The sequence below is a fragment of the Paraeggerthella sp. Marseille-Q4926 genome (genome assembly GCF_916618935.1).
Classification (GTDB): domain Bacteria; phylum Actinomycetota; class Coriobacteriia; order Coriobacteriales; family Eggerthellaceae; genus Paraeggerthella; species Paraeggerthella hominis.
The window spans coordinates 124,403-143,007 of the sequence record NZ_CAKAKF010000004.1 but is presented as its reverse complement, the minus strand read 5'-3'; the positions used below and the strand labels follow the sequence as shown (position 1 = coordinate 143,007).

The 18,605-nt window shown below is 59.6% G+C and carries 17 protein-coding genes and 1 tRNA gene; 8 read left to right on the top strand and 10 right to left on the bottom strand.

Annotated elements, in window-relative coordinates:
• Positions 1-18 precede the first annotated feature (18 nt).
• The 3 genes from LG373_RS09200 to LG373_RS09190 form a co-directional block, all read right to left on the bottom strand.
• A complete protein-coding gene (locus LG373_RS09200; protein WP_225749633.1) occupies positions 19-873 on the bottom strand; it encodes a SpoVA/SpoVAEb family sporulation membrane protein in 855 nt (284 codons plus the stop codon).
• Between the two features lie 426 nt (positions 874-1,299).
• Entirely contained in the window at positions 1,300-2,235 is a 936-nt protein-coding gene (locus LG373_RS09195; protein ID WP_225749632.1) for a DMT family transporter, read from the bottom strand.
• 363 nt (positions 2,236-2,598) lie between these two features.
• Complete coding sequence (locus LG373_RS09190) at positions 2,599-4,056, bottom strand: helix-turn-helix transcriptional regulator (protein ID WP_114566723.1); 1,458 nt, start codon at positions 4,054-4,056, stop codon at positions 2,599-2,601.
• A gap of 388 nt (positions 4,057-4,444) precedes the next feature.
• Here LG373_RS09190 and LG373_RS09185 point away from each other — a divergent pair, with 388 nt between their 5' ends.
• Complete coding sequence (locus LG373_RS09185; RefSeq protein ID WP_114566722.1) at positions 4,445-6,094, top strand: FAD-dependent oxidoreductase; 1,650 nt, start codon at positions 4,445-4,447, stop codon at positions 6,092-6,094.
• Positions 6,095-6,215: 121 nt separating this feature from the next.
• Here the strand turns inward: LG373_RS09185 and LG373_RS09180 are convergent, their stop codons facing one another.
• From LG373_RS09180 to LG373_RS09155, 6 genes are all read right to left on the bottom strand, one after another.
• Positions 6,216-7,028 carry a family 1 encapsulin nanocompartment shell protein gene (locus LG373_RS09180; RefSeq protein WP_225749631.1) on the bottom strand — a complete coding sequence of 271 codons (813 nt, stop codon included), beginning with the start codon at positions 7,026-7,028 and terminating at the stop codon, positions 6,216-6,218.
• A 116-nt stretch (positions 7,029-7,144) separates the two neighbouring features.
• Positions 7,145-7,516: a demethoxyubiquinone hydroxylase family protein gene (locus LG373_RS09175; protein ID WP_114566720.1), complete on the bottom strand. Its 372-nt coding sequence runs from the start codon at positions 7,514-7,516 to the stop codon at positions 7,145-7,147.
• Between the two features lie 163 nt (positions 7,517-7,679).
• Positions 7,680-8,465: a TVP38/TMEM64 family protein gene (locus LG373_RS09170; RefSeq protein ID WP_225749630.1), complete on the bottom strand. Its 786-nt coding sequence runs from the start codon at positions 8,463-8,465 to the stop codon at positions 7,680-7,682.
• A gap of 94 nt (positions 8,466-8,559) precedes the next feature.
• Complete coding sequence (locus LG373_RS09165; RefSeq protein ID WP_225749629.1) at positions 8,560-10,212, bottom strand: HAMP domain-containing sensor histidine kinase; 1,653 nt, start codon at positions 10,210-10,212, stop codon at positions 8,560-8,562.
• Positions 10,200-10,901: a response regulator transcription factor gene (locus LG373_RS09160; RefSeq protein ID WP_225749628.1), complete on the bottom strand. Its 702-nt coding sequence runs from the start codon at positions 10,899-10,901 to the stop codon at positions 10,200-10,202. The genes LG373_RS09165 and LG373_RS09160 overlap by 13 nt, the downstream gene beginning before the upstream one ends.
• 90 nt (positions 10,902-10,991) lie before the next feature.
• Complete coding sequence (locus tag LG373_RS09155) at positions 10,992-11,459, bottom strand: universal stress protein (protein ID WP_114566716.1); 468 nt, start codon at positions 11,457-11,459, stop codon at positions 10,992-10,994.
• 227 nt (positions 11,460-11,686) lie between these two features.
• On the opposite strand from LG373_RS09155, the gene LG373_RS09150 reads away from it, so the two are divergent.
• Both LG373_RS09150 and LG373_RS09145 read left to right on the top strand, forming a co-directional pair.
• Positions 11,687-11,762 (top strand) — tRNA-Thr (locus LG373_RS09150).
• 118 nt (positions 11,763-11,880) lie between these two features.
• Positions 11,881-12,270, top strand: coding sequence for a hypothetical protein (locus tag LG373_RS09145; protein ID WP_225749627.1), 390 nt, complete (start codon positions 11,881-11,883; stop codon positions 12,268-12,270).
• Between the two features lie 147 nt (positions 12,271-12,417).
• Here the strand turns inward: LG373_RS09145 and LG373_RS09140 are convergent, their stop codons facing one another.
• Positions 12,418-13,179, bottom strand: coding sequence for a class I SAM-dependent methyltransferase (locus LG373_RS09140; RefSeq protein ID WP_225749626.1), 762 nt, complete (start codon positions 13,177-13,179; stop codon positions 12,418-12,420).
• A 347-nt stretch (positions 13,180-13,526) separates the two neighbouring features.
• Between LG373_RS09140 and LG373_RS09135 the strand changes: the two genes are divergently transcribed.
• Genes LG373_RS09135 through LG373_RS09115 form a run of 5 tightly spaced genes read left to right on the top strand, consistent with a single transcriptional unit; the run spans position 13,527 to position 18,564 of the window.
• The gene (locus LG373_RS09135; RefSeq protein WP_216529318.1) at positions 13,527-14,345 is read left to right on the top strand and encodes a protein-glutamate O-methyltransferase CheR; all 819 of its coding nucleotides are present in this window, start codon (positions 13,527-13,529) and stop codon (positions 14,343-14,345) included.
• The gene (locus LG373_RS09130; RefSeq protein WP_225749625.1) at positions 14,342-15,919 is read left to right on the top strand and encodes a methyl-accepting chemotaxis protein; all 1,578 of its coding nucleotides are present in this window, start codon (positions 14,342-14,344) and stop codon (positions 15,917-15,919) included. Before LG373_RS09135 ends, LG373_RS09130 begins: the two co-directional genes overlap by 4 nt.
• The gene (locus tag LG373_RS09125) at positions 15,916-16,545 is read left to right on the top strand and encodes a GGDEF domain-containing protein (RefSeq protein ID WP_225749624.1); all 630 of its coding nucleotides are present in this window, start codon (positions 15,916-15,918) and stop codon (positions 16,543-16,545) included. Before LG373_RS09130 ends, LG373_RS09125 begins: the two co-directional genes overlap by 4 nt.
• Entirely contained in the window at positions 16,542-18,119 is a 1,578-nt protein-coding gene (locus tag LG373_RS09120) for a chemotaxis protein CheA (RefSeq protein WP_225749623.1), read from the top strand. The genes LG373_RS09125 and LG373_RS09120 overlap by 4 nt, the downstream gene beginning before the upstream one ends.
• Positions 18,112-18,564, top strand: a complete 453-nt coding sequence (locus LG373_RS09115) for a bifunctional autolysin (RefSeq protein ID WP_216529321.1) — start codon at positions 18,112-18,114, stop codon at positions 18,562-18,564. The genes LG373_RS09120 and LG373_RS09115 overlap by 8 nt, the downstream gene beginning before the upstream one ends.
• Positions 18,565-18,605: the final 41 nt, after the last annotated feature.

Here is an 18,605-nt window from a genome sequence, read left to right as displayed (position 1 = left end):
TGTTTGCACGTAGGTTCATTATATTCCGTCGATGAACTCCTGGCCTTTCATGCGATGAACTTCTTCAAGCGGCATTCGGCCAAACTTTACCTTATAGATCAAAAAGGTTGCAAGTCCCGTAAAGAACAGTCCTGCGACGGCGAGGAAGAACGAGCCTAGATGGAGCAAGCCGTCGTCGAAAGCTCCCATAGCGAACGACATTCCCACGTTGTACATGTTGTAACCACCAACGGGGATAAGTACGCTGAAGCCTTGTCCCGCCAAGCTTGCAAGTGCGCCAGAGATGCCCAGTGGCGCGAAAACGGATCCGCAAAACCATGCCGTAAGCAGAATCCAAAGCGGCTTGCACTTGGGAGTTATTTTTTTAACTATCAAGTAGACAACTTGGAACAGCATGCAGAGCGCGCCGCCTATCAAGAAGGAAAGAGGAAACACTGTGGAGGTGGTGTTTTTTTCGAGGCTGATCAAGGGCTCTATGCCTGCCATGCCGTAGATGTAGCCAAACAGGATGCTGATGGCTGCCGCCACAAGGTTGAACCAAATCACCAACCAAAGACCAGGGATGATGGCTTTTCCGACGCTAGCATTGTCTTTTGTCCAAGGTCCGATCATCTTCATGCCGACGGCCATGGCGAAACCTGAAAACGGAAGAAGGGCTCCGAAAGTCCCCCATTTCTCTACGATCTGATAGTTTGCAAATCCTCCCAGCACGCATCCGATGACGCCCATGCTGATAAGGGTGGAGCCGCCGATGAAGAATTCCATGGGAGTGTTGGCAAGAAGCTGGGTCCATACCGTCACCAAGGCTTGGGCAATGAGCGCAAATAACCCTCCGATAAAAAAGCTGTATACCACTGTTTTGTACGCTTTCATCAACCATCTCCTCTACCCGTGCGTAAGTTGTTTCTTGTGCAGGCCTTCACGCTTTGACCCCTCGTCTTGCGTGGAGATAAGCCTTTTCAATTGTAGTAAGAAGACGGGTTTCAGCATCCTTCCAAGCGTACTAGGTCTTCGGTATTTCTTTCTTCAGAGGGATGAATTGAAGGTTCTGACGGTGCGTTGCCTGGTGCGCTCGATCGCGGTACATGCAAAGGGTGTCAAGAGCGATCGATGCGCGATGTGCCCCAGAAAAAGGAGAACCGGAAAGCGTTGGAGGACTTTCCGGTTCAGGGTGCTTCAGACGAGTACTATTATATGACATAGTCTACTAATAGGCAAGTGACATTTATCGTTCTGCTTTTGGGCGCGGATCGGCTTGTCGGGCGGTTATCGGTTGGCGTCACGCGCCCGCGCAACCGTTTAATCACGTGGCTTTGCCTTTCGGGCCGCGCGCTTCTTTTCCGCTCGTAAAGGTAGGTATTCGCTCACCACAATGCCGGCGAAGATAAGAGCGAACCCGGCGAACAGCGGTGCGGTGAGGGCTTCGCCCAGAAACATAATGGAAAACGTTACCCCGAAAACCGATTCCGTAGCCAAGAACAACGATGCCGGAGCCGGGTCAACGTGCGCGACTGCGACGTTTTGCAGCAGCAGCGCTATGCACGAAGCGAAGACGGCCAGGTAGGCCAAGCTGGTCCAGGTATCCAGGCCCAACGCGGAGAAATTAGGCGTCGGCTCGAACGCGATGCCTGCGGCGAAACCAAGTGCGCCCGCTGCGATGAACTGCACCACGGTGAGCAGCGTCATGTCGCGCCCTCGCGCGTATTTCGCCGTGAACAGCACATGAAAGCTCAGGAACAGGGCGGAAAGCAGGGTGGCCAGATCGCCGAATCGCAGCGACAGTCCCGATGCGCCTGCAAACGAAACGCATCCGACGCCTGCGACGCACACGATGGCTGCCGCTACATTGAATCGCGTGGGTTTGGATCCGCGCAGCGCCCAGCCTAAAAACGGGATGATCACGCAATACAGCGATGTCAAGAAAGCGCTGTTGGAAGCTGTGGTATCCGTGAGCCCCGTGGAGTTTGCCCAGTACGCAAGGAACAGCCATGCTCCCAGAATCCCGCCTTTTTTCAGGTGATCCGCATCTAGATTCTTGCGGAAGCGCGGCAGCATGATGACGCCCAGGATGATGCCGGCGGCCGTGAAGCGCACTCCTACCAGCCACGCAGGAGGGAAGGCGTCGACGGTCGACTTGATGACGACGGTGCCTAAGCCCCAAATGGCAGCTGCCAGCAGGAGGAACACCTTGTAGGTCCACAAAGGGCGCGCGCTATGTTGGATGATTTCGGTCACGGTAGAGCATCATAGCACGAAGCGCTTGCGGCAGGAGAGGGGGCGCTGCGGAGCGGGCGGCGGATCGACGATGGCTGGCGTGGACTGTGCGTTCTGTCAAAACGAACGAGTTTTGCGGGTCCTCGAGTGAGAATAAACAAAATGCGCACGCTTCTGACCTGGCATTATGCGAAAGCTACTCGCAAACCTTGCTTCCGAGGGGCGAAATTTCCGGCCAAAGTCCCGCAAAACTCGTCCGTTTTGACAGCGGGCCCATGGGCTTCGGTGCAGTGTGCCGCGTGCCACGTGCCACGTGCCGAGTGCAGCGTGCCGCGTGCCACGTGCTGCGCGCCACGTGACGCGTGTGCCCACGCTGCACGGGCGTCACTCCTCGAACAAGGCTATGACGTCGGCTTTTGAGTGCGCGCCGAGCTTGGCGTACAGATGACGAACATGGGTCTTCACCGTGTTCTCGGAAAGGAACAGCTGCTGCTCGATTTCGGCGCGGCTTTTTCGCTGGGCGATGAGCCCCATGATCTCGGTTTCCCGGGCCGTGAGGCCGTATCGTTCCGCTAGCGACTCGCATCGCGCCATGAACCGTTCGCGCGGACCGGGCACATGCAGCTGTCCGTCAAGGGTTATTCCCGATGCGCCCCAGTCTCCGTTCACGGACTTTTCGCTGGTCCAGACCAGTGCGCATACTAAAACCAGCACGATGCCGCCCAGCGCCAATCCAACAAGGAACGCCTCGTTGAAAAACAGGCTGTTCTGCAGCAGGCATTGGCGGATGCCGATTCCCGCGAAAATTCCCAACTCGCTCAACGCGCGGGCAAGGGCGAAGAGCCGCAGGGTGGGAACCTCGAAGCGAAACGCGATGTTTGCCAGCATGAGCAGTACGAACATGGTGAACCACACGTATGCCAGCTTGAGGGAAAACGAGACGGCGAATCCCCATTGCGGATCAGCGAAGGGAATCGCTGCCAGCGCGATGATGGAAAGGGGCAGGCCAACCTTTGCAAGGAACCGCACGTCGATACGATCTTTCAGCGTGAGCGCCATCACGATGATCACGATACCCGCGAGTCCGGTCGCCACCACGCGGTGGATGGCTCCCATCCAGGTGGCATCGGGGATGACCGATCCTGCGGTGCCGGAAAGAAGTCCGGCGGCCGTCATGATGCCCAGCAGCTTCCAGGGAAGGGGGTAGCGTGTGTTCGCCGAGCGGGCAGGTTCCGTTGGAAGGATGCGCAAGCTCAGCAGGGCGCATGCCAACGACGCCAAGGGAAGCAGCGCCGTTGCGGCGATAGCGTACGGTTCCTGCATGGTGCTGACTGCGAACGAAACTACGGCGGCGGTGATGCACGAACCTGCGCCGTACATGAGCGTGCGCGTGGTTCCCATCTGGCTGTACGCTTCCGCCCAAAGGCAAAAGAGAAAGGCCCCGCCGATAGCCGTTACGGCCGATACGGCAAACAGAATTGCCGCTGCGCTTCCTGCGGGGAACAAGACCAGTCCCAGAAGCGCTGTCCCTGCTGCCGTGATGATTACGAATGCTGCGCTTGCTTTTTTATGACTGCCGAGGCGACCGATGCGGTTTGAAAAAAGGGCGAGCACCAAAAACGTGCCAACGTCGCCTACGCGCATCCCGTAATTGATGGCCGCAAGTGACGCGTCGGGAAATCCGAAGCCAGGAAAAATGAAGGTTACGTGCGTGCAGCATAGCCATGCGACAAGCAGCCCCATGCCCAAAAATCGCAGGGGGAACAGCAGCGCAGCAAAAGAATCTTCCTCTTCTGCCTGATCTTCGGGAACGATGGCTCGTACGACATCACTTGGTTTCACGGCGCCTCCTTGTGGTTGCCATATTGTACCAGGTCGGGTGCGTGGCGTTACGAAGAGACGCGCCTGCATCGTGAGGATGCGGGCGCGCTGCGCGCTGCCGCAAATGCTGGGTATCTGGCAAGGGCTTTTGCTGAGCGCTTGGTCAAACCATGCGTCGAGCGCGTCTTTGCGGCAGTCGCCTGCCTGCATGCATGCCGTGCTTCGGGAGGGGTGAATGCAGGGGTGAGCTTGGATTCACCCCCCTTGTTGGGCGGTTCACCCGCGACAAACCCCAAGGTTGAACGCATGATGGCCCAAGAGCCCAGGGAGGGCAGCCGATCAGCTTGGCATGCGGCACCGACGCCGCGCTCAAGCTGACGGACACGTGAATTCTTCGGAGGGAGTTCTTATGAGCGAGATCACCAAGGGCCTGTCGCGCCGCAGCTTTCTGACGTTGGGAGGCGTGGCCGCGCTGGGCGGAGCCGCCGCGCTGGCCGGTTGCGCCCCGCAGGCGTCGAGCGAATCGAAGTCGGAGTCCGCAAAGGGCGACGACGCCGCTATGAAAACGGCCGACCAGACGAAAGAGTGCGACATCGCCGTAGTTGGCGCGGGCGGCGCTGGCATGTGGGCTGCGGTCGAGGCCGTGCGCGCCGGCAAGAGCGTCGTCGTCATCGAAAAGGGCGCGAACGTGGGCGTGGCGAACGGCTCGCTGGCGGGCGGCCCGTTCATCGTCGGCTCGAAGCTGCAGCAGGAAGCTGGCATCGACTTTACGGTTGAGGAAGCGTTCAACCATATTATGGAGTACGGCCACTGGTCCACGAACGCTGCCGCCATCAAGGCCGCCGTGGAGATTTCCGGCGAAACCATCGACCAGTTCACCAGCGATTTCGGCGTGCCCACCGGCCTGCGTCCCGACAACTACGGCGCCGGCCATGCTTCGGTGCGCGCCAACTTCCAGGCCGATCCCAAGGACTCGAAGACGCAGGCCAAGGGCGAGGCGCGCATGAAGCCGCTTCAGGAATTCGTTGAGTCCGAAGGTGGCGAGTTCCTGTTCAACACCGCTGGCAAGCGCCTTATCATGGAAAACGGCGCATGCGTCGGCGTGCAGTGCGAAGGCGAAGGCGTCATCGACGTGAAGGCCAAGCAGGTCATCGTGGCTACCGGCGGCTTCTTGGGCAGCGCCGACATGATGCTGGAGAAGTTCGGCACGTTCGTGAACCCGCTGGGCAACATCCTGTCCGTGGGCGAGGGCATCGACATGGTGCAGGCTGCGGGCGGCCAGGTGTCCACGCAGTGGGGCATCGCGGGCAACGAGTTCGCCGGCTCCAATCAGAAGGCCGACGGCCTGTACGATCGCAAGAACGCGGCGTTCACGGTGGGCATTTACGGCACGTTGCTGGTGAACAACCAGGGCCGTCGCTTCAGTAACGAAGGCAAGTTCGCGAACCTTCCGCTGGCGCTGGGCGGAGCCATCTCACTGGTGGGCGGGAAGTACTACGCGGTGGTCGACCAGACGTACGTCGACGGCTTGAACGCGGGCACCGATGCGTGGACGCTGTGCGGCTCCGACGCCGAGAACTGGCGCACCGGCATGATGACCCTCAAGGGCAAGGCGCTCGAGAACGTTCAGGCGAACTTCGACGCTGCCGTCGAAGAGGGCTGGGCCTTCAAGGCGGATTCGATCGAGGCGCTGGCAGAGGCCATTGACGCCCCTGATTTGGCGAAGACCGTTGAAACCTACAACGCTGCGTGCGCTGCGGGCAAGGACGACCAGTTCTACAAGCCGGCTTGCTTCCTGCAGCCGGTGGCCGCCGGTCCGTTCTACGCCATGCAGTACGAGCCCAGCGCTTGGGTGACCATCGGCGGCATCCGCACGAACGACCGCTTGCAGGCTATCGACGCCGAGGGCGTGGCCATCCCCGGTCTGTACGTGGCGGGCGCCGACAACGGTACGCTCATGAGCGCGCCGTACACCGACTACGAGGGCTATTCCCTCATGTGCGCGTACTGCGGCGGCCGCCTGGCCGGCCAGTACGCCGCTGCGGCGATCGACGCGTAGCCTTTCGGTTCCCAGGGCGCGCAGACCCCTCCCTTACGCGCCCTGTTCCGTAGCTTCGGCGGCCTGCGCCGCTCGAAAAGAAACGGCCCGCACCTTGTGAAGCGTGCGGGCCGTTTCGCGTTTACTCGAACACGACGATTGCTGCGGGGTCTTTGATGCGCAACGCGGCTGTTTCCATGATGCGGAAGTGGTGGTTGAAGTCCACCAGCTCTGCGTACCCGACCGAAAGATCAAGGCCGAGCGCCAAGTCGAGGTACTCGGGCTCCGCGCACACCAACACGGCCTTGCCTTGGTCGATTGCGCTGGTCATGTAGACGTTGTCGCCGATCAGCTTCTTGATGCGGTCGATCTCCAGCATACCGGTGTTGGGCTGGAGGCGCTGCAAGGCCAGGAACAGATCCGGTGCCACGGCAAGCGCGTAACGGCCCAGGTACCCGGTCTTGGCAAGCTGGGAAACGGCGGCTGCTACGTCGGAAAACCCGTTCTCGCCCTTGTTCCAGTCGGTGCGCTTCATCTTGTTCGCGCCCTTGGCGGTGAGCAGGCCTTCGGTCCCCAGCAGCTGGCTGCCGTTCAGCACCAGGCTGTCCTCGCGGCGCGCAGCCTTCTTGGCTGCGGTAACGGCCGGAGCCAGATCAAGCGGCATGCCCGTTTGGGTGGCCAGCTCAAGATCGCGCCCGAGCAGGGTGAAGTCTTCGTACAGCATGGGCAGTTCAAGTTGCGTGCGCCCGACAATGCGGCCGATGCCGTCTTCGAGCACCTCTTCTTTGGCCACGCCGTCTACGGCGACGGTGGTTGCTCCGGGGCCGAGCGGTCCGTAGGTTTTCAGGAAGCGCCGTGCGGTCAATTGCTGGCGCGCCGTGCTTATGACGGCGTCGTCGATTCGGTTCCAAAGCTCAGCCGAAAGATCGGCCGATTCACGAGCGAGGTAATCCATATCGAACTCCTTTCGATTTGGGAAAGCGTGCGGCCACGCGCAAGGCAGAAAGCAAAGCCGACTGTCTTGCTGGGTCGTCGGCGGAAGGGCGGGCCCCTTCCGCACAGGTGGCAAGGTTAGGAAAGATCGCCCACCGTAGGAGCTGCTGCGGGTTCGGCGGGCGCCGGCGCAATCTGACCGTCCGTCTTGATGCCCAGGTCTTCCAGCATCTCCTGAACTTCGCCTTCGCCGTCCAGGAAGAACTCGGTTTCCTTCGGATCCAGATGGCGCATCAGCGTGATGAGCTCGCCCATGTGGGCCTTCTCCTCGTCGCGGATGTCGGCCAGCACGGCCTTAGCCGCGGGATCGTCGGTGGCCAGGTAGTGGGATTCGTACAGGTAAATAGCCTCAAGCTCTCCTGCGATGTCAAGGCGCAGTGCCTGCATGAGCTCGGCGTTGGTCATTTTGCGGTCGACGTTGCCGGCAAACGGATTAGCGAAACTGGGCATAGGGGCCTCTCTCTCCTTGTGTCGCTCCGATGAGCTGGCCGGTTGCGCTGTGGCCATAGCGCTCGTTGGTGGCGACTTCAGTGAACTTCTTGTCGTCATCATACGCTCTTCGTTCGAGAAGAGAGGTTACGAATCGGTAGTTATCAGTAACTATTCTCAATAACTACACGGTTTCGGTTTTGGTTCGCGTGACGTGCCGATAGGCGAGCACGCCGATTCCCGCCAGGCCAACGGTGATGGCAGCCACGATGGCCGCTGCGGCGTAGTTGCCGCTGCCCACCGCCCCGGCTACGAGCGTAGACGAAACGATAGACGGAATGCGTCCTACGGTCGTGAGTGCCACGATGCGCCACGCCGGGCTCGTTCCCAATCCGGCAACGTATGTGAGCAGGTCTTTCGGCGTTCCGGGAACAAGGAACACCAGAAACAGCACCAGCTCGAACCGTCGCGTGTCTTGCAGCCATTTGACTTCCGAAATTTTCTCGGGAGGGAAGAACAGCCTCACGACGCGCATGCCGAAGGTGCGGGTGAGCAGCAGGGCAAGGCCGGTTCCGATCGCGCTTGCCACCAGGCACCACAGGGTGCCTTCGACCGTGCCGAACGCGTATCCGGCCGCGAGTTCAAGCGGTTCGCCGGGAAGGAAGGCTAGCACCACTTGAGCGGCGTTCGCCGCGACGAACGCGATGCGCCCCCCGATTCCCATGCCTTCCGCCCATGCGCGGAAGCGCTCGGTATCCGATACGAACGCCAAAGCTTCGGGGCCGAAGCGAACGCAGAGCGCAATCAAGCCTGCGGAGCAGGCCAGCAGGGCAACGATGAACGCCGCGCGCTTCGCTATTTGCAGCTGCCGCGCGCGAGCGGCAGCTGCAGCGGCGCTTGCGGCGCAGGGAGGGAACTGCGACGAGGCGCCTGGCGCGATGGTTCGATGCAGTGCGGTGATGTCGTCCATGGGTGTCTCGATTCTCTGGTGCGATTAGCTTGCATCAGATGCTACGAGCCAAATATCTATTCCCGGTCAACGTCGCGTAAACTATAGGTCGAGTTCAAGGTCGGCATGCGAACCGCGCCGTCACGCGCGCGCCTCCTTCGGGGCGATTTTCGAGCGTGAGCGATCCGCCGTGCTTGTCGCACAGCAAGCTGCTGATGTTGAGCCCCAGGCCAAATCGCTCTTTCGACGGAGTCTCGCTGAAGAACGGCGCGCAGCCGTTCTTCAGGGCCGCGCATGAGAAGCCCGGCCCGTCGTCGTCCACGATGAGCACGAGTTCTTCACAGCCTTCGTGTTCTGTCGGCCGGACGTCCAGGCGCGTGGACACGGTTTTCGATGCGTAACGGAAGGCGTTCGCTAGAAGATTCTCTGCCACTTCGCTTACGAGCGAGCCGTCAACGCGCATCGAAGGCTGCTCGCATGCGCATCGCTGACTGGCGAACAGGGCGAAGCGCGCCTCGTTCGAGCGAGCCAGGCCGTTGCCGGCATCTTCGATCAGTTCGGCTATGCGGCTGAACGCGATGTCGGACCGTTCGGGTTCGCGATCCTCCAGCTTCTGGAGGCTGCTCATGGCCGCGACGTAGCGTTCGAGCCGTTCGACCTGGGTCGAAAGCGCCGCCGTCGAGGCTTCCAGCTGCTCGGGAGACGCCGTCCCCGCTTTGATGCGCGTATCCAGAAGCTCGATCTTGCCTTTCAGTATGGTGAGCGGCGTGCGCAAGTCGTGCGCGAAGGCAGCGTTGAGGCGCTTTCTTTCCTCGACCGTGCGCCACAGCGCTTTTTGCGATTCCGCCAGAGAAGCACGCATGGTTTCAAACGACTGAGCCAGTCTTCCCAGTTCATCGTCGCGGCCGCGCGCCACCGTGAAATCGAGGTCTTGCTTGGCTATTTTTTCGGTGGCGTTGTCGAGCACGGCAAGGCCCGGAGCAAGCCGCATGCGGAAAAAGCGGCGTGCGGCGGCGAATATGCACACGCCGAACCACAAGGGAAACATGAGAAACGACAAGAACCCGAACAGGGAGGAAAGAGCCAATGCGCTTGGTGATGCCGGCGTGCTGAGGTAGTAGCCGACGGGCGACGTCATGGGTCCTTCCGCCGCGGAACCTTCGGCCGTGTTCAGGGAGAAGAGCGGGGCATAGGGGCTGTCGGGGTTCTCGGCCAGCCATGCGTCGAATCGCTCGCGCGCCCATGCGTCGTAGGCGGGCAGGTTCGTGAGCGTCGCTTCGGTTCCGAAGGTGAGCTCGGGCGTTTCCTGCTCGCCGCTGGATTCGTAGTTGAAGTCGTAGACGAACGAGTAGTCGCTCGCGTCCGCTACGGCGGTGCTTTCGGGCAGCTCAGCCCGCGCGATCGACTGCATGCCGTCGCGTGCGCTTTGCACGAACGCCAGGCGGCTGTCGGACGTGACTTCGATCGACCGCGCCGCCACTAGGGAGTCGGTTTCCTTGTCGTAGAGGTAGAGACCCGATATTTCATAGGCATCGGCGGTCGCTTCGTTTTGCAGGCTGCCGAACAGCGCTGACGTTGTTAGGGACAGCACGAGCGCCGCAATCAGGAACAGCAGCATGTACGCCATGAACGAGGTCTTGAGCGATGCGTTGCGCCAGCGTTCCCTCAGCTGCGCGAGGCGGGCCGCACCTACGGACGCGCCGTTGTCGCCGTTGCTCGTGCCTGCGGGCCTGCCGTCGGCGCCGCCGGCCCGACCTACGCGCGCCATCGGTACCCCATTCCCCACACGGTTTCGACGGGGTCGTTTTCCGCTCCAGCCTTCGCCAGTTTCTTGCGGATGCGTCGGATGTGCTCGGTGACGACCGATGGGTCGCTCTCGTTCTCCCAACCGCCGACGCGTTCGTGAATTCGGTCGCGTTCAAACACTTGACCAGGGTGTTTGGAGAGGAATGAAACAATGTCGAACTCGCGTCGCGTCAGCTCGACCGCGCGGCCCGCAACACTGACGGTGCGCGCGCTGTAGTCGATGACGATGTTGCCGTCGAAGCGCACTTCGGCTTTTGTTTGGCGTCGTTGCTCTCGATTGAGGTGCGCGCGGATGCGGGCGCCCAGTACCGCTAGCGAGAAAGGCTTCAGCACGTAGTCGTCGGCACCCGCTTCGAACCCCTCAAGGGCGTCGACGTCTTCCACGCGAGCCGTCAGGAACAGGATAGGGCAGCTTAGGTGTTCGCGAATGCGTCGGCATACCGTGTAACCATCCATTTCCGGCATGCCGACGTCAAGCACGATGAGATCGGGCTTTTGCTGAGCCCGCTTGAGCGCCGTTGCTCCGTCTTTGGCGGTAAGAACATGAAAGCCCTGGTCGCTCAAATATTCTTCCAATAGTTCGACGATATCGGGCTCGTCGTCCACGACAAGCACGGTGGTGACGTCGGTAGGTTTCTGTCCTGCTCTCATACGGTTCTTTCGCTTTAATGGGCATGCACGCGGCGAAGCATAGCACGGGAATCCCAACAAACGATCAACGCGCGGCCGCTGTGCGCTTCGCTATTCCTTGACCACCAGCACGGGGATGGGGGCCTCGCGAAGAACGTAGCTGCTCACGCTGCCCAGAATGCCGCGCAGCGCGCCCAGCCCGCGCGATCCCATGACGATGAGGTCGCAGTTGCATTCGTCGGCGTACGAGACGATTTGGGTTCCGGGGTGCGTTTCTTCGAGGATCTCGATGCGGATGCGATTCATCAAGCCGTCGATGATCCCATCGATCTGGCTATGCAGACGATCGTTCGCTTCGGCCGTTACTTCCTCGAACGCCTTGCGCATGCCTTCGGGCACGGCTGCGTCCACTATGCTCTGCGCTTCCAACCTGTTGATGACCAGCTTGTTCGTGTCTATGATCTGCACGATGTGCAGCGTGAGGCCGGGGTCTTCCTTGGCGAAGCGCACGGCCTCGGCCAGCGCGGCGTCGGCCGAGGCCGATCCGTCGTAGGGGACCATGACGTTGTCGTACAGCATGAGGACTCCTCTCTTTCGCACGGGGCGCATCGTTGCGATGGACCCGCGAAGGTGTTTCCAGTATAGCAGCCTGCCTGGTGCGCTCCCGGTTGGCGGGGAAGCTGTTGCTTTCACGCCTGCGCGCAGGCCGGGTTGTGGAAATTCCTGCGAGAAATCCACGAAAGCCCTCTTGCGAGGTGAGCGGGCTTTCTGTATACTTCATGTTCGCGCTTCGCAAGAGGCCGTATGCCAACGTGGCTCAGCTGGTAGAGCAACGCACTCGTAATGCGTAGGTCAGCGGTTCGAATCCGCTCGTTGGCTCCACGAAAGATGCAGGCCGCCAGGGTAGAACCTGGCGGCCTGTTTTTTATCAAGATCCACGGGTAGGGATGCCCTTTCTTTCGAAAGCAATGCGACTTCTGCAGCCTGTATAATGGCACCCATGAAGCAATCTAGGGGAAAGATCATCATCTCGCCAGACCTCAACGTCTGGCCGCACGAATACGAAACGGCCAAGGCGCTCGCGATGGCGGGCATGACCGTGGAGTTTATCCGTCGCAGCGAGGAGTACCGAACCACGTCCGCCGACGTGATCGTGAATGGGCTGATCTGGAAAATTAAAGCCCCCGAATCCGACAAGGCGAAAGTTATTGAGAAGAACTTGCGAAAAGCGCTGCATCAGTCGAAGAACGTCATCCTCGATGCTCGAAGGATGAAGAAACTACCCGATATGGTCATTGAGCGCGAGGTGCGGAAATGGTGCTGCGAGTTGAGAACCATCAAGCATTTGATTTATGTGAATCGTAGCGGGGAAGTTTGCATCATCAAGTGATACCTGTTAGAGTACGTATTAGCAAAGCGCCCGAATGGTGAGCATTTCACTTCCTCCGGCGCTTTCTTTTGTTATACAAAGACTGGTCAACAACCTCACCCGGAATGAGGTGCGGGAAGGCGGGATGCGGGCGGCCCCGCGTATTCCCTAGGCTTTCCTGCCGATGTAGAAGACGTATCCGTAATGGCGTCCGTACGTTGCGTACAGCTCGACTTCGCGTCGGTTTTCCGCTACGAACGCCGCCACGGTTTCATTGCCGGGGTACGTTTCCAGTAGCTTTTCGAGCGCCGTTTCGCGCGGTGCGAAGTACTCGTCGGTCCAGCAGCTTTCCGGTAGCGTGAAGCAAGCGATGAACCGATACCCGCAGTTCTGCAGGACTTCGATGTTGTGGCTGATCGAATCCAGCCCGCTTCCAGCATCGGTCCAGAACTTCTCGATGACGGCAGGGTGCTGGTTCGTAAGCCACGAGGGGCACGTTACGGCAACGTAGCCGTCCTTTTTGAGGAAGCGGTGCCAATGGGCAAGCCCCTTCTCCAAACCGATGTTGTCGACCGCGCCTTCCGACCATATAAGATCGAGCGACTCCTGCTCGAAGGGCAGGTTGTCCATCGAGCCAACCATGCCTCGCACCCGATCTTTGAGCCCCAGTTGATCAGCGCGTTCGTTCAGCACGTCGATAAACTGGGGGAACAGGTCGAGGCCGACCACGGTTCCCGTCAGGTGCTGCGCAAGCTCGAGCGTTTGCGGCCCGCTTCCGCAGCCCAGGTCCGCTACGTTCGAGAAGCCGTCAAGCTCGCCTAGGAAGCTCAAGGCTTGGCGCGTCGTGTCATCGCTGCCCGGCCCTTGCCTTTCCAGGTGCACGTGAGCCTCGATAAGCAGGTCGATTATGGATGGCTGGTTGGTTTCCATGTTCGGAGTCCTTTTTCTTGGGGCGCCCGGGACGTCATCCGCCGGAGTTCATTTCATCATACCCGATGGGCGGGCGCACTCCCCGACTCCCATGCTCGATTCGTTGCCGCGCGCGGCAGGGCGCGGTGTCCGCGGGCGAGCGCTCGGCAGGGCGAACGGGCGCGCATGGTTGCTAGGTGCTGCGCGCGCGGCAGGGCGCTCGCGAGCTCTTGGATGCTTTTCGTGCAACGGAAACGACGGCCTTGGCGACTTCGATTTCCCGAGGGGTTGGTTCCTTCTGGCAACAAGGTGCGTAGCATGCTAAGCTGTATAAACTCGAGTGCCTATGTAATTAATGGAATACAGGTTTGGATCACTTAACCGACAGAGAGTTCGATAGAATCTGCACGTATTTATCCCGCACGCTCGGGCTGAATATGCAGTCCAAACGCGTGCTGCTTGAATGTCGGCTCTCGCACGAACGGGAACGTCTGGGGTGCGCCTCGTTTTCGTCCTACTTCGATATGGTGGAGCGGGGCGCCGATCCCGAGATAACGAATCGCTTCATCGATCTTGCCACGACGCACTACACGTATTTTCTGCGCGGGCGGGAGCAGTTCGATTTTTTGCGTACCGTCGCGCTTCCTGAACTGGAACGTTCTCGGCCGCGTCGTACCTGGAACATACTATGCGCCGGCTGTTCCACGGGCGAAGAGTGCTATACCGCGTCTATGATCGTAGAGGACTATAGCCGCGATCACGCTATTCCCCCAGTGCGCATTACGGGCATCGACGTTTCAAGCGCGGCCATCGCGAAAGCTCGCCAAGCGGTGTATCACCCTATGCATGTGGAAAAGGTTCCGCCGCACTGGCTTTCGGACTACTTCACGCGCACCGGGGAAACCTATACGGTAACCGCCCCGATTCGCCGCCGCGTAGCGTTCGCGCAGGCGAATCTTTGCAATCCTGAGGCGCTGCGTCGCCGCTACGACCTTATTATATGCCGTAATGTTATTATTTATTTTGACGAACGCACTCGTGAGCAGGTGCTTGACAACTTGTATCGCCATTTAGCCGTTTCGGGTTACCTTATTCTCGGCCACGCGGAAATACTCCGTGACCGAGCAAGATTCGACTACAGGAAAGATTCGGTATATCAAAAGCGACCGGAAGCGACCGCCTTATGAACCTGTCATTTAAAAACGCGAGCATTAGCCGCAGTCTCATGGTTTCCTACCTCACGATCATCGTGCTGTTCGTGGTTTCTATTTGCGTGGCTATCTTCGGCGTTCATCAGAATTCAGTGATGACCACGGAGTTTTACGAGCGTCCGTATCAGGTGTCGAAAAGCGCCATCTTGCTGCGCAACACCATCGAGCAAACGTCTGCTTCGCTGAGGCAGTGCATTCTGACGGATGACCCCGCCGAAAGAACGCAGCTTGTCTCCGACATCGAGCAGCTGGCAATCGTGCGCGAAGCCGAGTACAACGTTGTTGCCAGCAATTTCAAAACCGACGTGGATGTTCTGACGCAGTTCGCCCTGACAAGCGAAAGCCTTATCGTTGTTCGCGATCAGGTTATCGAAGCGATACGCGCGGGCGACATCGAGCGGGCGCACGAGATGTACGATCAGAGCTACACGCCGCAAAAGGACATCATGGTGGCGCTGGCGAACAGCATCGTCGATATCGCCGAAAAGGAAGCTCTTGAGTACTCGCAGGATACAACCTACGTGGAAATCGCAACTTCGGTCATCATCGTGCTGCTGGGACTTTGCGCCATCGCGCTGGTGATGGTGCTTTGGCGTCGCATTACTCGTGCCATTGCGGTACCGGTGGTCGAGATCGAAGACATAGCGCGGCATGTGGCGGAAGGCGATCTTACGGTGCGTGCCGTTGCCGATTCGAGTAATGAGCTGGGTTCCCTTGCTGCGTCCATGAACAAGACGGTGGAAACGCTGCGCCTGACGGTGGAGCGGCTAAAGGAGACGGCCGATCAGGTGGAGCGCTCTTCGTCGCAAATGGCCGACGGCTCGCAGACCGTTGCGCAGGGTTCCGCCGAACAAGCCATGGCCATCGAGGAGCTGGCAACCAGCGTGCAGGGCATTAACCAGGTGGTGGAGGAAAACAACAAGAGCGTGGTTACGGCCAACGAAAACACCGCCATGGTGCTGCATGCCGTCGAGCAGAGCAATCGTCAGATATCCCAGGCCGTGAAGATCATCGAAGACATCAGGGTGAGCACGAGCAATATCTCGCAGCTTGCGAACACCATCGAGGATATTTCGTTCCAGACGAACATTCTTGCGCTCAACGCTTCCGTTGAAGCGGCGCGCGCAGGTGAGGCCGGCCACGGATTCGCCATTGTTGCCGAAGAGATTCGGCGTTTAGCGTCGCAGGTGAGCGAGGCGTCGCGCGCGGCTGATGAGTTCGCCGCCCATGCCACCCTCAACGTGGAAAACGGCAGCGCGCTCATTAAGACGACATCGGCCAGCATGGATAACGCTGTGTCTGCTACAGAGGGCGTGAAGGAGATGATGTCCGCCATCGCATTGGCGTCAGCGCAGCAGCTGGATTCTTTGTCGCAGATTCAGGAAAGCATGAACAGCCTGTCCGACGTGATCCAGGAAAACTCGGCGGCTTCGGAAGAGAGCGCGGTGATTGGCGAGGAGCTGGCTGACCAGGCTCGCGGCCTCAAGCGCCTGATCGATCGCTTTACGCTTGAGAAGCCCGCGCGGCGCTCAAACGGTGATGGCAAGTGACCGGGCGGACTGCTGCGCCTTCGTCGGATTCGACGTCGGAATCGGATCGTGCCGAGTGCCTTCAGCTGCGTGAAGCGAACGCCGTATTGCAGGACAAGCTCGATGCCATGCGAAGCTTGGCCTTTCGCGATCAGCTTACGGGCCTGTTCAGCCGACACTACCTTACGGATTACCTAGAGCAGAAAATGCAGGAGTCCAGCCATGATTCGAACACGGTGCTGGCGCTTTGCGATATAGATGACTTCAAGGCAATCAACGACGTGCGCGGCCACCAGTCGGGCGACATCGCCATTGTGTGCATCGCCGACATTCTGGATGATTTGGCTGGGAGCCACCCCGTTGTTCGCTGGGGCGGCGAAGAACTGCTTATCGTCATGCTTGCAACGTCCGACCATGACGCGCTGCGCCTGTGCAATCGCATGCGCGAAGAAGTTGCCGCGTATCGCATCGACGATGGGATGGGCGAGTTCTCCTGCACGCTTACGTTCGGGCTGTGCTCGTACGATTCCGGTTTTACGCTTGCCGAGAACTTCGCGCGTGCAGACCGCGCGTTGTATCGTGGCAAGGAAACCGGAAAGAACTGCTGCACGTTCGCTCAGTCTGAAGTGGCGGGTGAACAGGCATGAAGCAGGCGAAGCGCGAGGAATTCATCGTTCAGGTTATCTTCAAGCCTAATTGCGGACTCGAGAACACGCGCGCGTCGCTTGTGATGCGCCGTATCGTGCCGCTGTGCGAAACGGCGTCGTGCCATCCCCGCGCAGTTAAAAGCGATCGATCCACCATTACGTACCTGCGTGACCACGGGCTGTTCATTCGCTTCACCTCTTCTGTTCCCGAACAGGTTTTGCTGACCATCAAAGGGTCGTTCTTTGTAGATAGATGCACCATCGTTGCTGATGAAAGCGCTATTCCTGCATACAAGAAGGAAAGCATTGCGTCTGGAGACTTGGGGGGAACCGCGTCTGCGCTGCCGTATTCGTTTGCGGACGAAAATCACCTGAACGGGCGCGGGAGCCAGCTTGTCAACGTGTTGGCGCAGTTCGAAGAGGTGCATCGCAAGTTGCGCGAGCATGCCGAGAGCATGCCGCAAGACCATGAGCTGAACAGCATCGTGCTCTCGCATACGAAGGTGGTGGACGAGCTGCGCACGGCCGTTGCGCGGTCGCGTATCGAACGGTTCGATCGCATAGCGCCATCGCTGCGTGCGCTTGTTGCCGATTGCAGCCGGCGTTTTGGCGTGCTTGTCGACCTGGACATTGCCGACGGCCACATGGTTCTCGATCGGTCGGTGCTCGCTTCAATGGAGGAGATAATCAAGCGTCTGGTGCGGTTGTGTCTTCGCGACGGGATCGAGCAGCCCGAACATCGCATTGCCGCGGGAAAGCCTGCGCGCGCTCTGCTGCGCTTGCGATTGGAGGCCGATGGATCGGACGTGGTGTGCCGCATCGAGCACGACGGCATGCCGTTCAATTCGCACGACGTTGGGCAACATGCTGCGAAACACGGGCTGCTAACGCGCCCGCTTGAGGCGTATACCGAAGAAGAACTGGGCGCCCTCCTTTTGGTCCCTGGGTTTGCCGCTGCTTCCAAAACTCCTGTTGCAGGCATGTTTTCCCAATTCAACGAAGTTGCATCGCTTTTGCAGCACGTGGGCGGTCGCGGCGAGGTGCGCAATACCGATCGCAGCACGCTTGAGATCGTGCTGCACATTCCCGTGCCGTTCACCATTATGGAAGCAGCGCTTTTGCGCACGGGTTCAATGACGTTCGCGCTTCCCGCGCAACGCATCGATCGCTTTGAAGCGTATCATGCAAACTGGATCGAGCCTGATAGCCAAAGCGCACAAGAGCCTCAGGCGGCAACGCCCCAGCGGGTTCGCGCCGCGTTTTACGTGGGAGAGGACGGGAATCGCTCGAAGCTCATAAACGGAGCGAGTTCGGGCTCGCCTTTGAAGGCGGAGGATCCTCTGCTCGTTCTGTTTTTGGAAGAGCTGGGAGAGCGGCGTTGCCTTGTGGTGGACGCCGTAGTTGGCTACGAGCGGATTTCCGTAAGCCGGCTGCCGCAGTTGCTCGATCGGGGGTCCTTGCGCAAGGCCGGGTGCTTCGGCTATGCGCTTCTGAAGAACGGGGATCCTTGCGCGGTCGTGAGCATCCGTCATCTGTTGAACGCAGCGTTCAAGGAAGAGGGTTCCCATGCGTGACGTTGAGCAGCGCTTACGGTGGATAGAGGAACTGATAGGCGGCGGCCAGCGGGAGGCGCATCGCTCGAACGCGCTTGTCGTTCCCGTCGCAAACGGCAACATCGCCATTGCGTTCTCCTCTATTGAGGAAGTGGTGTCGTCGGGCAAGATGAAGTCGTTGGCGTTTCTTCCTAAGGAGTTTAGCGGCGTGCTCTCGCAAGGCTACGAACTTGTGCCGGTGCTCGATGTTGAGGCATGCGTCAGCGAGTCATCGTCTCAAATCGTGATCGTGCGCAGCAATGATTGCTTGTTGGGGCTGCGCTTTTCGGGCGATCCCTACGTGATCGACTTGAACGAGCTGGATCATGCGCCGTTGAAGACGGAATCCTTGCAAGATGCCGCCCGCGCTCCCTTGTCGCTGCTGGACGTCGACGCCATGGTTTCCTCGCTGCTTGCTGTTGGCTGATCGCGCGGATTGTCGGCGCTTGCGAGGCGGTATACTGGGCA

Excerpts from the sequence above, each read along its gene's own strand:
- LG373_RS09170 (WP_225749630.1), bottom strand. The coding sequence starts at position 8,465 with ATGGACGACATCACCGCACTGCATCGAACCATCGCGCCAGGCGCCTCG.
- LG373_RS09120 (WP_225749623.1), top strand. The coding sequence starts at position 16,542 with ATGAAGCAGGCGAAGCGCGAGGAATTCATCGTTCAGGTTATCTTCAAG.
- LG373_RS09180 (WP_225749631.1), bottom strand. The coding sequence starts at position 7,028 with ATGGATTACCTCGCTCGTGAATCGGCCGATCTTTCGGCTGAGCTTTGG.
- LG373_RS09155 (WP_114566716.1), bottom strand. The coding sequence starts at position 11,459 with ATGCTGTACGACAACGTCATGGTCCCCTACGACGGATCGGCCTCGGCC.
- LG373_RS09165 (WP_225749629.1), bottom strand. The coding sequence starts at position 10,212 with ATGGCGCGCGTAGGTCGGGCCGGCGGCGCCGACGGCAGGCCCGCAGGC.
- LG373_RS09175 (WP_114566720.1), bottom strand. The coding sequence starts at position 7,516 with ATGCCCAGTTTCGCTAATCCGTTTGCCGGCAACGTCGACCGCAAAATG.
- LG373_RS09200 (WP_225749633.1), bottom strand. The coding sequence starts at position 873 with ATGAAAGCGTACAAAACAGTGGTATACAGCTTTTTTATCGGAGGGTTA.
- LG373_RS09185 (WP_114566722.1), top strand. The coding sequence starts at position 4,445 with ATGAGCGAGATCACCAAGGGCCTGTCGCGCCGCAGCTTTCTGACGTTG.
- LG373_RS09145 (WP_225749627.1), top strand. The coding sequence starts at position 11,881 with ATGAAGCAATCTAGGGGAAAGATCATCATCTCGCCAGACCTCAACGTC.
- LG373_RS09140 (WP_225749626.1), bottom strand. The coding sequence starts at position 13,179 with ATGGAAACCAACCAGCCATCCATAATCGACCTGCTTATCGAGGCTCAC.
- LG373_RS09115 (WP_216529321.1), top strand. The coding sequence starts at position 18,112 with ATGCGTGACGTTGAGCAGCGCTTACGGTGGATAGAGGAACTGATAGGC.
- LG373_RS09130 (WP_225749625.1), top strand. The coding sequence starts at position 14,342 with ATGAACCTGTCATTTAAAAACGCGAGCATTAGCCGCAGTCTCATGGTT.
- LG373_RS09160 (WP_225749628.1), bottom strand. The coding sequence starts at position 10,901 with ATGAGAGCAGGACAGAAACCTACCGACGTCACCACCGTGCTTGTCGTG.